The 14,934-nt window shown below is 64.5% G+C and carries 11 protein-coding genes; 5 read left to right on the top strand and 6 right to left on the bottom strand.

Features of this window, described 5'->3' with window-relative positions; translation table 11 throughout:
• Positions 1-77 precede the first annotated feature (77 nt).
• Both IVA80_RS28610 and IVA80_RS28605 read left to right on the top strand, forming a co-directional pair.
• Positions 78-1,016 carry a DMT family transporter gene (locus IVA80_RS28610; protein ID WP_247437887.1) on the top strand — a complete coding sequence of 313 codons (939 nt, stop codon included), beginning with the start codon at positions 78-80 and terminating at the stop codon, positions 1,014-1,016.
• A 75-nt stretch (positions 1,017-1,091) separates the two neighbouring features.
• Positions 1,092-2,327 (top strand): ABC transporter substrate-binding protein, encoded by a 1,236-nt coding sequence (locus tag IVA80_RS28605; protein WP_247437886.1) that lies wholly within the window; start codon positions 1,092-1,094, stop codon positions 2,325-2,327.
• Here IVA80_RS28605 and IVA80_RS28600 read toward each other — a convergent pair.
• Both IVA80_RS28600 and IVA80_RS28595 read right to left on the bottom strand, forming a co-directional pair.
• Positions 2,293-3,441 carry a glycosyltransferase gene (locus IVA80_RS28600; RefSeq protein ID WP_247437885.1) on the bottom strand — a complete coding sequence of 383 codons (1,149 nt, stop codon included), beginning with the start codon at positions 3,439-3,441 and terminating at the stop codon, positions 2,293-2,295. The genes IVA80_RS28605 and IVA80_RS28600 overlap by 35 nt on opposite strands.
• 76 nt (positions 3,442-3,517) lie before the next feature.
• Complete coding sequence (locus IVA80_RS28595; protein WP_247437884.1) at positions 3,518-3,679, bottom strand: hypothetical protein; 162 nt, start codon at positions 3,677-3,679, stop codon at positions 3,518-3,520.
• Between the two features lie 126 nt (positions 3,680-3,805).
• Here IVA80_RS28595 and IVA80_RS28590 point away from each other — a divergent pair, with 126 nt between their 5' ends.
• Both IVA80_RS28590 and IVA80_RS28585 read left to right on the top strand, forming a co-directional pair.
• Entirely contained in the window at positions 3,806-4,696 is an 891-nt protein-coding gene (locus tag IVA80_RS28590) for a DUF6502 family protein (RefSeq protein WP_247437883.1), read from the top strand.
• The gene (locus IVA80_RS28585) at positions 4,693-5,886 is read left to right on the top strand and encodes a DUF5666 domain-containing protein (protein ID WP_247437882.1); all 1,194 of its coding nucleotides are present in this window, start codon (positions 4,693-4,695) and stop codon (positions 5,884-5,886) included. The genes IVA80_RS28590 and IVA80_RS28585 overlap by 4 nt, the downstream gene beginning before the upstream one ends.
• A gap of 41 nt (positions 5,887-5,927) precedes the next feature.
• Here IVA80_RS28585 and IVA80_RS28580 read toward each other — a convergent pair whose 3' ends face one another.
• Positions 5,928-7,292, bottom strand: a complete 1,365-nt coding sequence (locus IVA80_RS28580; RefSeq protein WP_247437880.1) for a M23 family metallopeptidase — start codon at positions 7,290-7,292, stop codon at positions 5,928-5,930.
• Between the two features lie 110 nt (positions 7,293-7,402).
• Positions 7,403-8,092: a peroxiredoxin gene (locus tag IVA80_RS28575; protein WP_247438001.1), complete on the bottom strand. Its 690-nt coding sequence runs from the start codon at positions 8,090-8,092 to the stop codon at positions 7,403-7,405.
• 195 nt (positions 8,093-8,287) lie between these two features.
• On the opposite strand from IVA80_RS28575, the gene IVA80_RS28570 reads away from it, so the two are divergent.
• The gene (locus IVA80_RS28570) at positions 8,288-12,091 is read left to right on the top strand and encodes an AsmA-like C-terminal region-containing protein (RefSeq protein ID WP_247437878.1); all 3,804 of its coding nucleotides are present in this window, start codon (positions 8,288-8,290) and stop codon (positions 12,089-12,091) included.
• Between the two features lie 194 nt (positions 12,092-12,285).
• Here the strand turns inward: IVA80_RS28570 and IVA80_RS28565 are convergent, their stop codons facing one another.
• Positions 12,286-13,980, bottom strand: a complete 1,695-nt coding sequence (locus IVA80_RS28565; RefSeq protein WP_247437877.1) for a methyl-accepting chemotaxis protein — start codon at positions 13,978-13,980, stop codon at positions 12,286-12,288.
• A 363-nt stretch (positions 13,981-14,343) separates the two neighbouring features.
• Positions 14,344-14,781 carry a DoxX family protein gene (locus IVA80_RS28560; protein WP_247437876.1) on the bottom strand — a complete coding sequence of 146 codons (438 nt, stop codon included), beginning with the start codon at positions 14,779-14,781 and terminating at the stop codon, positions 14,344-14,346.
• Positions 14,782-14,934 lie beyond the last annotated feature (153 nt).

The following is a 14,934-nucleotide window of genomic DNA, read 5'->3' as shown; positions in this document are numbered from 1 at the left end:
CTCTGTTGCGGAAATCGGGTGGTCACTTCCATGGCTTCGCGCTAGGCGACGGCTCTGGTCGCCAGATGCGAGACGTCATGCTTCCCACCGACAACAGGATCGACGCACGCGACTGGTTGCTGTTGGGCTTCCTTTCGATCCTGTGGGGCGGCTCGTTCTTTTTCAACAGCGCAGCCTTGAGGGAATTGCCGCCATTGACGCTGGTGCTGCTGCGAGTGGCGCTGGGCGCGGCCTTCCTCCTGCCGCTCCTGCGGCTTTATCGGATCAGCCTTCCCGGAGACGTCGCGAGTTGGCGGCCGTATGTCGCCATGGCGTTTCTCAACAATGTGCTGCCATTTTCTCTGATCGTGACGGCGCAATTGTTCATTTCGAGCGGGCTGGCGTCGATCCTCAACGCTACCACACCGTTATTTACCGTCGTGGTAATGGCTGCTGCCGGAGGGGAGAGGCTGATAGCGCGTCGGGCGGCGGGCGTCGTCGTGGGCCTGATCGGCGTGATCATTCTGAAGGGGGCTGGAATCGAGCTGCTGACAGGTCAAGGGATCGGGATCCTGCTTTGCCTCGCTGCGGCTCTCAGCTACGGATTCGCGGCGTTGGTGGCACGGCGCTGGCTGTCGAAATCACCGCCGCTTGCGACGGCGACATGTCAGTTGCTCGCATCGTCGGTCATGATGACGGTGCTGGCCTTCGTGTTCGACCGGCCATGGCGCCTGCCGATGCCTGACATGACGACCTGGCTCGCCGTGCTCGGCTCCGCTGGCCTCTCGACCGCGCTCGCGTATCTCGTCTTTTTCCAGGTGCTGCGGCGCTCAGGGGCAACCAACGTGACGCTGGTGACGCTCCTCCTTCCCGTGACTGCAATCCTGCTCGGGTATCTCGTCCTGGGTGAGCCGATTTCGGTGCACGAGATCGCCGGCGCCTTGGTCATCGCCAGCGCGCTGCTCGTGATCGACGGGCGCGTACTGCGGCGGCGCGGTGTAGGTTCCCGGCTCGGTGTTTCACCTCGCGGAAAATAGTGATGCTTGCCAGCGGCAGGCGACCTTGCGACACTTCCCGCAAAACAAAGACTACAAAACATAGGGGAGAGAACGATGCCGGGCCGTCGCAAAAACCTTGCTGCCCTCGCCATGCTTCTTGCCGGAGTGCTCCTCACGACGCCGGCCCTGGCGCAGAAGAAATACGATCCCGGAGCCACAGATACCGAAGTCAAGATCGGCAACATCATGCCCTATAGCGGGCCGGCGTCGTCCTATGGCGTGATCGGCAAGACCGAGGCCGCCTATTTCAAAATGATCAATGACCAAGGCGGCATCAACGGACGCAAGATCAATTTCATCAGCTATGACGATGCCTATTCGCCGCCGAAGGCGATCGAACAGGCGCGCAAGCTGGTCGAGAGCGACGAGGTGCTGCTGATCTTCCAGCCACTCGGCACGCCCTCGAACTCCGCGATCATGAAATACATGAACGCCAAGAAGGTGCCGCAGCTCTTCGTTGCCTCCGGTGGTACCAAGTTCGGCGACCCCAGGAACTTTCCTTGGACCATGGGCTTTCAGCCCAATTACCAGAGCGAAGGGCGGATCTACGCCAAATACATCCGTGACCATTTCCCCAATAGCAAGATCGCGGTGTTGTGGCAGAACGACGATGCCGGCAAGGACCAGTTCAAGGGCTTGAAGGACGGGCTCGGCGACAAGATCAGCATGATCATCGCCGACAAATCCTACGAGGTCAGCGATCCCTCGATCGATTCGCAGATCGTCGCCTTGCACGATTCAGGCGCGGGCATTTTCTTCTCATGGGCCGCGCCGAAGGGGTCTGCGCAGGCGATCCGGAAGGTCGGCGAGCTCGGCTGGAAGCCGAAGTTTTTCCTCGCCAATACGGCTACGTCGATCGCCTCGGTGCTGAAGCCTGCCGGGCTCGAATATTCCAGGGACATCATCTCGACCGCCTATTTGAAGGATCCGACCGATCCGACCTGGGACAAGGATCCGGCGGTGCTCGCATGGCGCGCGTTCATGGACAAATATTACCCGGAAGGCGACAAGGCGAACGCCAACAATCTCTACGGCTTCGTCCAGGCAGAGGCGATGGCGCAGGTGCTAAAGCAGTGCGGCGACAATCTCACGCGCGAGAACGTCATGAAGCAGGCGACCAGCCTGAAGAATTTTCACACCGACCTGATGCTGCCCGGCATCATGGTCAACACCTCAGCCGACGATTATTTTCCGATCGAGCAGATGCAGCTGATGCGCTTCAACGGGCAGGCCTGGGAGCTGTTCGGCGACGTCATCACCGGCGAGGTCGGCCGCGAGCGGGGCCAATAGACAGGGCGTCGTGCTTGAGTGTGATGCCGGCGGCTGGGCACTTTGCGCGCGCGGCCATAGCCTCACGATAGACCATTTCCGTGCTGGCATTGAAGGTCGACGCGGAATATCGCGCAGCGGCGCGCGCCTGGGCCGCGTGTCCCATGCAACGGCGGCGCTCGGGATCGCGGATCAGCGCATCGATTGCCTCGCCGAGTTGTCCGGCATCATCGGGCGGCACAGTGATAGCCTCGATACCGTGGCGGGCGACGCGTGGCACGGCGGTGTCAAGGGCGGTGTTCACGATGGGCCGGCCCGCCGTCATGGCTTCGAGCTGGACCAGGCCAAAGGTCTCGGCGTCGGTGCGGGACGGCATCGCGAACACGTCTGCGATGCACATTAGCTTAAGGCGCTCGCAATCGGGCACGGAGCCGAGCAAGCGGATTCTGTCGGAGACGCCGAATTCGTCGATGAGCCGCTGCAGCTTCGGCCGCTCGGGGCCTTCGCCGATAATCCAGACTTCAAACGATCGATTGACCGCAGAGCGGATCAGGACATCAAAACCTTTTTGGGGAACGAGCGGACCGCAGGCGAGCACGAGCCGCCCCCGATCGTTGATATGGCCGGCTGTGAACTGCGGCCAGTTGAATTTCGCGGCATCGATTCCGAAGGGGACGACGCGGCATTTGCCGGCATGTTCGTTCAATTGCGGCATCGCGTCGATCAACATGTGATCGGAAACGACGATCGCTTCCGCGCGGCGCAGCGTCTTGCGTTCCAGAACGTTCCTGAGCCAGCGTTTGCTCCGATGGGCGACGACGTCGCCATGCCAATGCACGATCAGCGGCTTGCATCGAGCAAAGCCGAAGACGATCGCCAGCTCCGCGAGCGGGAAGGGGCCGTGGAGTGCAAGAAGATCGTGCTTTGCGATCTGGCGGAGCAGCTGCCAGGGCAAGATCAACGCTTTCGGCAAGCCTATCGCACGCCCGAAAGAACTTCCGGCTGCGGCCTGTAAGTCATTGATGACGATCTCGCGACGGTGAACCGAACTCGCGGACACCAGCGCCGCGGACGCAAACCCCTCTTTCAGGCCAGCGAAGATATCACGGATCACCGCGAGCGGGCCGCCGACCAAATCGAGAGTGTCGGCTTTGAAGATGTGCAGAACCGACGGACGGTGCGGGGATTGGCTGGTGTGATGCATGATGGCGTCAGCCGCCGAGCAGGGCTGCAACGAACAGTGCGGTCAGCGCCGAGATGAAGATCACGCCGCGCAGCAGCGCCGGCGGCATCGGCTCGAGCGCGCCGGACCCCCGGTCGGGAGCCGGCACAGCACGCAGTGAACTGGAATTGCGGACCAAGCGGTCGGCCATGGGTGTGAGTCCCTTTACGTTGCGCCCTCAGTGGCGTTTCGTATATGTGGGAAAATTTACCACGTCAATCGTCAAATCGGGAAGTGTGGGATTGTGTCCCACGGAAGCCATGGGTACAATTCAGATATGAATGCCAAGTCCGGGTCCAAAGCAGCGGCTCCGCAGCCGAATGCCGCCGCGAAGCTGCACGCGCCGCTGGCGCGGCTGCTGCGCCCGCTCGTGCGGCTCTGCATCCGCAGCGACATGACCTTTCCGGCATTGGCGCAACTGCTTCGCGAGCTCTTCGTCAACGTTGCCGAGCATGATTTCACGCTGGACGGAAAAGAGCAGACCGACAGCCGCGTCAGCCTGCTTACCGGCATCCACCGCAAGGAAGTGGCGCGGCTGCGCGGCGCCGGCGCACCGGTGCACGAGGCGCCGGCCACGGTGTCGCTGACCAGCACCGTGATCGCGCGCTGGCTTGCGGCGCCCGAATTCACCGATGCGAAGGGCGAGCCGCTGGCGCTGCCACGCACCGCCGAAGGCGATGCGCCGTCGTTCGAGCAGCTCGTCGCCTCCGTCACCAAGGACGTGCGCCCGCGCGCGGTGCTCGACGAATGGATCGACCGCAAGCTCGTCACCATCAACGACGCTGACGAGATCGAGCTGGTCGAGGCGGCCTTCGTTCCGAGCGGCGAGGACGACAGCAAGTGGCACTATCTCGGCCGTAATCTGCACGACCACATCGCGGCCGCCGCGCAAAACGTCTCGGGGCCGGCGCCGCGCTTCCTCGAACGCGCGGTGCACTACAACAATATCTCGCCGAAACTGGCGCGGCGACTCGAGGCGCGCTCGCGCGAGCTCGCCATGGACGCGCTGAAGACCGCCAACCGCGAGGCCAATCGCGCGCTCGTCAAGGACAAGGGCGGTGACGCCCGCTGGAATTTTGGCATCTACATCTACAGCGAAGATGCAGATGGGAAGGGAGAGGCCAAGGAAGCCGGCAAGGAAAGCAGCAAGGAGGGTGGTTCTTCATGAGCCGGCCGCCGCTGATCTCTCGCCGCCTGCTGCTGGCTGGACTTTGGCTCGCCGGCACGCCGATGGCCCGTGCGCAGGTCAAGCGCGGCACCGATCAGGGCATCGGCGGCACGGGAATCACGCGCGGCGACGATCACGGCATCGGCGGCACCGGCATCGTCGGCGTGATCCAGCGTTTCGGCAGCATTTACATCAACGGCGAGCGCGTCACTTATGCGAGCGACGTGCCTGTCCGGATCGATGACGAGGCAGCGAACCCCAAGGCTCTGCGCATCGGCCAGCTCGCCCGCGTGGTTGCGACCCGTCAGACTGACGGCACGCTCGTGACGCGCAACATCACGATCGCGAGCGAGGTCTCCGGTCCGATCGAAGGCGCCAAGGGCAACGAGCTGACGGTGCTCGGCCAGAAGATCGTCGCGAGCGACAAGGAGAGCAAGCTTCGTGCGGGCACGCAGGTCGCCGTCTACGGCCTGCGCCGGACCGACGGCGTGATCGTCGCAAGCCTGGTCGAGCCGCGTCGCGAGGCGACCGAGCGTGTCACTGGTCTCGTCGAGCGCGGGCCTGACGGCTTGCGTATTGGCGGGCTGAAGCTGAGCGGCGTCGATCCGCTGCTGGTCGGCCAGCGCGTCCAGATCGAGGGCAGTTCGAGCCAGGGCGCGATGCAGGCGGCGCGCACGCGGATCGACGATTTCTCGGATCTCGTCGGCGCAAGCCGGCTTTCGATCGAGGCCTATGTGCAGCGCGCGGGCTCGAACCTCCAGCTCGGCTCCGGGTTCATCGCCCGCGACGGCTCACGGTTCGGTCCGGCGGCGGGTGAGGCGCGCATGGTGGTCAACGGCGTGTTCGACCGCTCGCGTGGGCTCCAGCTGGACTCCGCGCAGTTGGTCGGCCCAATCCGGGGATCGCCGGGGCAGGCGCCCGGCGGCGCCGGCAATCCCAACCGGTCGCCCGGCGGCTCGATGCTGCATCCAAACCGCGGCACGCCCAATCCGGGCGGCAGCCAGCCCGGTGCGCCTGCGTCGGGATCGAGCCCTGCCGCGACTCCTGGTTCCGCCCCGACCGGGCCAAGCGGCCCGTCGGGTCTCGGCGGTCTTGGCTCGCCTGGCACCGGGCCCATGGGGCCTGGCGGTGGAATGGGTGGTGGTGGCTTTGGTGGTCCCGGAGGCGGGATGGGCGGTGGCCGGCGCTAGATGCTGGAGGCCAGACAAGCAGAAAGGAAAATAGCGCGGACCTAGCCCGCACTCATACGCACGCCGGCGCGCAGGAATTTCTGCGGATCGACCGCTTCGCCGTCGATGCGGGTTTCATAGTGCAGGTGCGGGCCGGTGGAGCGGCCGGTCGAGCCGACGAGACCGACGACCTGGCCGATCTTCACGATCTCGCCGACCTTCACGTTGATCTCGGAGAGATGGCCGTAGCGGGTCGCAAGCCCATTGCCGTGGTCGATCTCGATCATGCGGCCGTAGCCGCCGGACCAGCCGGCCGAGACCACCTTGCCGTTGGCGGTGACGCGAACGGGATCGCCGGTGGCGGCACGGAAGTCGAGCCCGGTATGCATTGCGGGCCGGCCGAGGAAAGGATCGCTGCGCACGCCGAATCCGGAGGTGAATTCGACCTCGCCGATGACAGGCTTGCGGTAGGGCACCAGCGCCAGTGTGCGATTGAGGCGATCCATCTCGGCGCGCGTGGTGTTGATGCGGTAGAGTTGCTTCTCGAACGGTCCGGCATTGGCCATCAGTTTGACGGGCACGAAGGGGCCGCCCATCGCGGAGCGCGGCACAGCGGATTCTAGGCTGGCGAGATTGAGGCCGAGATCGCTGACCACGCCGCGCATCCGGCGCATGCGTGAATCCATGCCTTCCTCGACGGCGCTGAGCGCCGCCATCTGCCGACGCTCGACCTGGTCAAGCGAGGTCGTGAGCCGGACCAGGATGTTGTCGAAGCCCTGGTTCTTGGCAAATTGGCTGCTCGGCGGGGCCGCGACCGCCGGGGCGCGCGACTCGAGCCGCGCTTCGCGATCGGGCGGTGCCACGAAGATCACGGTGTCGCTGATCGGCGACGGCTTCGGGGTACCCTGCGTTGCGCCCTGGTTCGAATCGCCGCGCGGTGGGGCTGAGCGGGGGATCGATCCGGTCACGTCGGGCATGGCCCCGAGCGCCGTCGCCCGGGACTCCAGCGCCGTCTGGCGCTTCATGATCTGGTCGAGCTTCTGATCAAACTGTTCCTGGTCGAGCAGCTGCCGGCTGGTGGTGCGGTCGACCTCGGCGCGCAGCTCGGCGATGCGGTCCTCATAGGCGTATTGCATCTCGGCCTGGCGCGCGATCAGCCGGGTCAGGACGTCGTCGCGGAAGGCGAAATAGGTCGCGGTCGCCGCCGACCAGAGTCCGAGCAGCACCACCGTGCCGACCACGATCCAGAACACCACAGGTCCCAGGCGGACCTGCTTGCCGTGATGCACGATGGTGTAGGCGTCGTCGATCGCCGGAAGGGGAATCGCGGCTGCCACCGCGGCGGCAGGACGGCGATGGAAGGCCCGTCCATGGTCGTGCGGCTGATGTTGGGGGTACTGCGAATATTGGGCAGAACTTTTCGACATCGGCACTCCGGTGCCGGTCGGATGAGTCCGTACGGCCTAATTGCCGCAGCAATCTGGGCCGGCCATGGTTAATTTTCCGGAAACGGAACCGCTCGCACTTAAAGGATTGGTTAAAGGCTTCTTGCGGCTTCCAACACCTGATCGGCATGCCCGTCGACCCGGACATTGCGCCAGACCCTGGCGACCTTGCCGTCTGCGCCGATCAATACCGTGGTGCGAAGAATCCCGAGGAAGCTCTTGCCGTACATGGATTTTTCGCCCCAGGCGCCATACTTTTCCAGCATCTCGTGTTTCTCATCCGAGATGAGCGGGACGCCGAGACTGTGCTTGTCGCGGAACTTCTCCTGGGCCTTTAATGGATCGGCGGAGATACCGAGCACGGCCGTGCCGGCAGCAGTGAAGGCGTCGCTCAGCCGCGTGAAATCGATGGCCTCCCTGGTGCAGCCGGGCGTGTCGGCGCGGGGATAGAAGAACAGGACGAGCTTCTGGCCGGCATAGTCAGCCAGCGAGACCACATCGCCGCCATCGCGGGGCAGGCGGAAGGCGGGCGCCTTCTGGCCCTCGCTCAGGGCGGACTTCGCCGTCGCGGGCGCGGAGGCCGATTTGGAGGAATTTAACTGTTTGGATGCGGCCTTATGTGATCCTGCTTTTGCTACGGTCCTGGTTGATTTGCTCGCCGGCGTCCGCTGTGTTTTCGCGGACTTTGCTTGAGTCGTTGCCCGCTTGGTCGGGGCCTGCTTTTTAGCCGTTGCAATGCCGGAGGGCGTTTTGGACGATTTCTTTCGGGATTTCTTGGACATACGCCTTCCTTTCGACGCTTTCGGCGGGTCAACCGGAGCGGTATTGCAGCTCTCGTCCGGTGTGCCGGAATCGCGCCCTCGTCTGGGCAAGTCTGGCGATGCCGGAGTATCGTTACAAGGAATTCCACGCACCACCCCACTGCTCGTTGAACGCGCTCCCGGGGCGAAATGACGAACAGCAGGAATATTCGAGGTATGGCGGCAGTGCCGGCGCAGGGAGCTTCGCTTCCCGTGGACGGCTGCGGTCCCGGCGGCGCTCAATCTTACGATGGGCGTCTGTATCGAGAGGCAATGGCAAGGAATACGTCGCCCCAGGATTATAATCGGGATCTCGATCGGCGCGGCGGTCAACAGCCGCAGGAATGGGACGACGCCGACTGGGATCCGGATCAGGAAGCAGCGGCGGGCCATCGGGCGCGCCGGCTGTTGTCGCGTTCCAATTCGGGGTTCGGTCGCTTCGGCGACGGATTTGGGCCGTTGCGCCGCTGGCTCGCCGCCGATCGCTGGCTGAAGCGGCTGGCCATCGTGGTCGGGGCTCTCGTCCTCATTTTCGTCGGCTGTTTCGGCGGGCTGTGGTGGCGACTTGGTGCAGGTCCCATCAATCTCGATATCGCCACGCCCTGGTTAGCTGCCGCCATCGAGGACAATATCGGCCACGGCAACACGGTGGAGATCGGCGGCACCCAGATCGAGCGGGCCGGGCGGGTCCGCATCGCCGTGCGCATCCGTGACATCATCGTGCGCGACCACGATCACGCCATTGTCGCCAGCGCGCCGAAGGCCGAGGTAAAACTGTCGGGTGCAGGTCTCCTGATGGGGCATCTGCGCGCGGAAAGCCTCAATCTCGTCGATGCCGAGCTCGCGATCCGGATCGCGCCTGACGGCACCGTCACGGTGTCGGCCGGCGACACCGCAAAGCCGCTCGCAACCGGCGTCGCATCCAAGAAGGACGCGGGCCTGCCGCCGACATTCCCGCGCGGTGTCCCGCCGCCGCCATTCGCCACGGCGCCTGCAAGCCCGGACGCAACGCAGGCCGCCCCCCAAGCCGCCGCGCCGAGTGGCATTCTTCAGGGCCTCGACTGGCTCGACAGTCTGAGCATGACCGGCCTCGACGGCCAGAACCTCAACGAGATCGGTCTGAAGAACGGCAACCTGATCGTCGACGATCAGCAGCGCGGCAGCAAATGGGCCTTTGAGAACATCACGCTCAGCCTGCGCCGGCCGAGCCGTGGCGGCATCGCGCTCAGCCTCGGTGAAGAGGGCGCGCGCCCGTGGTCGCTGCGTGCCACGATTGGCCCTGCCGAGAACGGTGTGCGCTCGGTCGATATCCGCGCCGACAAGGTTTCCACCGCCAACATCCTGCTGGCGCTGCGGGTGAAGGATCTCACCTATACGGCCGACCTGCCGCTGACCGGCGAGCTCAAGGGCGAGCTCGGCCGTGACGGCGTGCCGACCTTCTTCCGCGGCAAGATCGCGATCGGTGCGGGCAACATCATCGACACCGACACGCCAGATTACCCGATGGCGGTCGACTCGGCCGAGATCAATGTCGAGTGGGATTCGAACCGGCGGGTGCTGGTCGCCCCGTTCAAGATTCTCTCGGGCGCGAACCGCATGACGCTTCTGGCCCATCTGGAGCCGCCCAACGGCACCACCAACGATTGGCAGCTCGGCTTCAGCGGCGGCTCGATCCTTTTGGGCGGTATCGACAACGAGCCGCCGCTGGTCTTCAACCGTATCGCGATCGGCTTCCGCTTCGACACCGACCACAAGCGCCTGCTGCTGACGCAGGCCGATATCAGCAATGGCGAGATCGGTGTCGCCGGTACCGGTGCCATCGACTATTCGGGCGAGCCGCGGCTGACGCTGGGTTTTGCGGGAACGCCGATGTCAGCCTCGGCGCTCAAGCGGATGTGGCCGACGCTTGTCGTTCCTGAGTTGCGCGAATGGGTGATCGAGCGGATCGAGCGCGGCACGCTCCAGCGCATCGAGATCGGCGTCAATTCGCCGACGAAGAACCTGCCGCGCAAGGGCCCGCCCATTCCCGACGACGGCCTGTCGGTCAACATCGTGGCGAGTGGCGTCGCGGTCCGCCCGGTGGATGGCATGCCGGTGGTGCACGATGCCGATTTGAAGGCGCGTGTGACCGGGCGCACCGCGACCGTGAATATCGGGCAGGGCATTGCCGATACGCCGGCGGGCCGTAAGGTCACGATCTCCGACTTCGTCTTCGAGGTGCCGGACATGGCGCCCAAGCCATCGCCATCGCGAACCAGGTTCCGCGCCGACGGCCCCGTGCCGGCGGCGGCCGAAATGCTCGCCAATGACCGGTTGAGCGATCTGTCGTCGACTGTCATCGATCCCAACACCAGCAAAGGGACGTTCACGGCCAGCATCCAGCTCGGCCTGCCGGTCAAGGGCGAGCTCACCAAGGCCGACACGACCTACGCCGTCACCGCCGACCTCAACGGCTTTGCCGCCGACAAGCTGGTGATGAATCAGAAGCTGGAGGCCAACAACCTCAAGATCGTCGCGAGCAATCAGGGCTATCAGGTCAAGGGCGACGTCAAGATCAACGGCCAGGCGGCTTCGCTCGACTACCGCAAGCCGGCCGAGGGCGATGCGGACGTCAAGTTGCAGGCGACGCTGGACGATGCGAGTCGCGCGCGCCTTGGCTTCGATCTCGGTCCCGCCGTCAGCGGATCGCTGCCGATCAAGCTGTCGGGCAAGATCGCCGGCGGTCCCGATCAGACGACGAAGCTCGGCGTCGAGGCCGACCTGACCTCGCTCAAGCTCGACAACATCCTGCCCGGCTGGGTCAAGCTGCCGGGCAAATCGGGCAAGGCCAGCTTCAAGGTCGTGCCGACGGCGCAATCGACGCGTCTGGAGGAGATCGTCATCGAAGGCGGCGGTGCCTCGATCAAGGGCTCGCTGGAAGTCGACGCCAACGGCGACCTCTTGAACGCGAGCTTTCCGACCTATTCGCCGTCCGACGGTGACAAGGCATCGCTGAAGGTGGAGCGCAGCCAGGACGGCGTGGTCAAGGGCATGATGCGCGGCGACGTATTCGACGGCCGCGGCTTCCTGAAGTCGGCGATCTCAGGCAATTCCAAGGACGATGCCAAGAGCAAGTTGAAGAACGTCGATTTCGACATCGACGTGAAGCTCGGCGCCGTCATGGGTTTCAACGGTGAGGCGATGCGTAGCGTCGACGCCAAGATGTCGCGCCGCAATGGTGCGGTCAAAGCCTTCACGCTGAGCGGCAGGATCGGAAAAGACACGCCTGTGGCGGCCGATTTGCGCGGCGGCCGCGCCCAGGGCAGTCGCGAGGTGATCTATCTCCAGACCAATGACGCCGGCAATTTGCTGCGCTTCACCGACACCTACACCAAGGCAGTCGGCGGCCAGTTGGTGGTGGCGATGGAGCCGCCGTCGTCGGAGCCGAACACGACGCGCGAAGGCCTCATCAACGTCCGCGACTTCACGGTGAAGGGCGAGGCGCAGCTCGAACGCGTCGCCGCCGGCGCGCCCAACGGTACCGGGAACGGCGTCTCTTTCAGCGCGCTGCGCGCCGAGTTCACGCGCCAGAACGGCGCGCTGACGATCCGCGATGGCGTCGTAAAGGGCCCGATGATCGGCGCCACAATCGAGGGCTCGATCGACTATCCCGGCAACCAGGTGTGCATGAGCGGGACTTTCGTGCCGATGTATGGCGTCAACAACATCTTCGGCCAGATCCCGTTGTTCGGCATCTTCCTCGGCGGCGGCAACAATGAAGGATTGATCGGCGTGACCTATGAAGTCGTCGGCACGCCGGCCGCGCCCGTGATGCGCGTCAATCCGATCTCGGCGATGGCGCCGGGCCTGTTCCGCAAGATCTTCGAATTCAACACCGGCAAGCAAAGCTCGCCGTTCGAAGAATTCCCCTCGCAGGCGAACGATGGCTCGACCGGATCGACGCGTCAGCTATCGAGCGGTTGCAGTCTCGCGCGGCGATAGCAGTGAAGCGGTGGTGACGAGACTCAATTGCCGTCGCGAAGAGATGCACTCCCGCTTCCGCCTATGAGCATCCGTAAATGATCGTCATGGCCGGGCTAGTCCCGGGCATCCACGTTCTTGGTGCCTTGCGGCGAGACGTGGATGGCCGGGACAAGCCCGGCCATGACGACGTGGGGAGTTTGGTACCGGCCGTCTTACGCCGCGCGCACGCCGGCCAGGAACGTCCCGACTTCGCCGGAGAGCTGCTCGGCCTGCTTGGAGAGGTTCGACGCGGCCGCGAGCACCATGCCTGCAGCATTGCCGGTCTCGTTGGCGGCGGTGCTGACGACGCCGATATTGGTGGTGACTTCCTTGGTCGCCTCTGCGGTCTGCGAGACGCTGCGGGCGATCTCGGCGGTGGCGGCGCCTTGCTCCTCGATGGCCGCGCCGATCGAGGTGGCGATGCGGCTGACTTCCTCGATGGTGGCGGTGATGCCGCCGATGGCGTCCACGGCCTCCTTGGTCGCGCCCTGGATCTGGGCGATCTTGTCGCCGATCTCGCGAGTGGCTTCCGCGGTCTGGCTCGCGAGCGACTTCACCTCGGAGGCGACGACGGCAAAGCCACGGCCGGCTTCACCGGCGCGAGCGGCCTCGATGGTGGCGTTGAGGGCTAGCAAATTGGTCTGCGCCGCGATGCTGGAGATCAGCTCGGCGACGTGCTCGATCTGCTGGGCGCCGTCCGAAAGCGCGCGGACGATGGTGTCGGTGCGGCGTGCGCTGTCCACCGCACGTCCCGTGACCTCGGCGGACTGCGCGACCTGACGGCTGATCTCGGTGATGGAGGAGGAGAGCTCTTCGGCTGCGGCTGCAACCGTCTGGACGCGCTGGCTGGCTTCAGTGGCGGCCGAGCCGACCACGGCGGCGCGGCGGTTGGTGCCCTCGGCCGTGGACGACATCGACTTGGCGGTGGTCTCCAGCTCGCCCGAGCCCAAGGCCATCAGGCCGACCAGCTGGCCGACGGAGGCGTCGAAGCGGTCGGCGAGCGCGATCAGGGCGTCACGCTTCTCCTGCTCGCTGCGGGTCTTGGCGGCGACCTGCTCGGCCTCCAGGTTGCGCGCCGTCAAGGCGGTCCGCCGCAGCACTTCGAGCGTCTCGGCCATGCGGCCGATCTCGTCACCGCGGCCGGTCTCCTCGACCGGCTTGTCGATGGCGCCTTCGGAAATCTCCTGCATGCGGTTCTTCTGGCGGTCGAGCGCGCCGAGCACGTCACGGGCAATCAGCCACGACAGCGTCGCCATCAGCAACATCAGGCCGAGGCCGACCGCGGCCAGCTCCAGCGTCAGCGCGCGCACGTCGGCGTCGATGTCGTCGACGTAGAGGCCGTAACTGATCGTCGTGTTCCAGGGCGCAAATTTGCGCGTGAACACGGTCTTGCGGACAGGCTCGGTCTGGCCGGGACGGGGATATAGATAGGAGGTCACGCCGCCCTGCGCGGCTTGGTTGCCGGCGCTTATGATCGCATCGGCAATGAGGATGCCGTTGGAATCCTTCGCGCCCGTGATCTTGCCTTCGAGCTGCTGGTTCGCGCCGTTGACCAGGATCGAGGTATCGGCGTTGTAGACCACCGGATAGCCTTGGCCGCCATTGAAGCTCATGCGGCGGCCGCGCAGATGGAACTGGACCTTCGCTTCAGCCTGGGTCAGCTTGCCGGCGGTGACGTCGTCCTGAACCGACTCGGCGAGGTTGTAGAGCATGTCGACCGCGGTCTTCATCTGCTGGACGCGGTCCTCCATCATGCGGCTCTTGCTGAGGAAGGCCGAGACCGCGATGATGGCCGCGATTGTGAGAGCCGCAAGGCAGACCATGCTGGCAAGCTTGGTGCGGATCTTCAAATGGCTCAGCAACTTCATCGCAGCCTCTACGGAAATGATTGTTATTGCTCGCATCGGTAGCATGAAGTTCTTACCAATCGTGAACACAGGCGCGCGGCCGCCGGCTGCGCGAAAGCCCCTGCGCGGCCTTATCCGCAATCGTGCAGGCAAACCGACATGCGCCAGCGCACGTCAGCAACTGTGCTGGAGAATATCGATCCTGGACTTTGCCGGTTATCGAGCCTGGCGGGAGCGGCAATGAACCGATTCGTCCATCGCCTCGTCATGTCCGCGCTGCTCGCAGCAGCCCTCGTTCTCATCTGGAACGTATTGGGTTCGCGGTAGGCAGCACCGGCAATGCTGCCGGTGCCATCCGTTACTTGCGCGTTAATTGCATGCGCATCAGCGCCGGGCGAACGCGCCGCCGGTCGAGTCGCTTTCCTTGCCCATCAGCGCATCGACGCTGACCGAGCCGCCGCCGGCCGCCGAGAGATAGAGGCAGGCGAAGCAGAACAGGATGGCCGCGGTGCCGCCATTGAGCAGCGGCAGGAACACCGGCGTGCCGCTCTTGAGCATGTGGCCCATGAAATAGGCGAAGGCCATTTCACCCGACAGGATGAAAGCCGAGAGCCGGGTGAACAGGCCGAGCATCAGAGTGGCGCCGAGCACCAGCTCGAGCGTACCGGCCGCGTAGATCAGCGGCGGGATGTCGGCGAAGTAGGGGAGCACCGGAAACTTAAACAGCTTGGCGACGCCATACTGGAACAGCAAGAGGCCGGTGATGAAGCGAAACAGGCTCAAGAGAACCGGTTGAAAGCGAGTGAGATAGGGAAAGTTCATTGGTTTGTGCCCTCCATCCAATGCTGGGACTTGGACCGTATTCAGTTCCGGCTCGCAAGCCACCCGGGATCAATTCCGCGCTGACATTTTCGTCATGTAGGACAAAACACCGCAGTTCGTCCCTTCACTCCCGTTGCGCCGGATTTTTTCGCA

It is taken from the genome of Bradyrhizobium sp. 139 (assembly GCF_023074175.1).
Taxonomy (GTDB): domain Bacteria; phylum Pseudomonadota; class Alphaproteobacteria; order Rhizobiales; family Xanthobacteraceae; genus Bradyrhizobium.
This window is presented reverse-complemented; position numbering and strand designations above follow the sequence as displayed.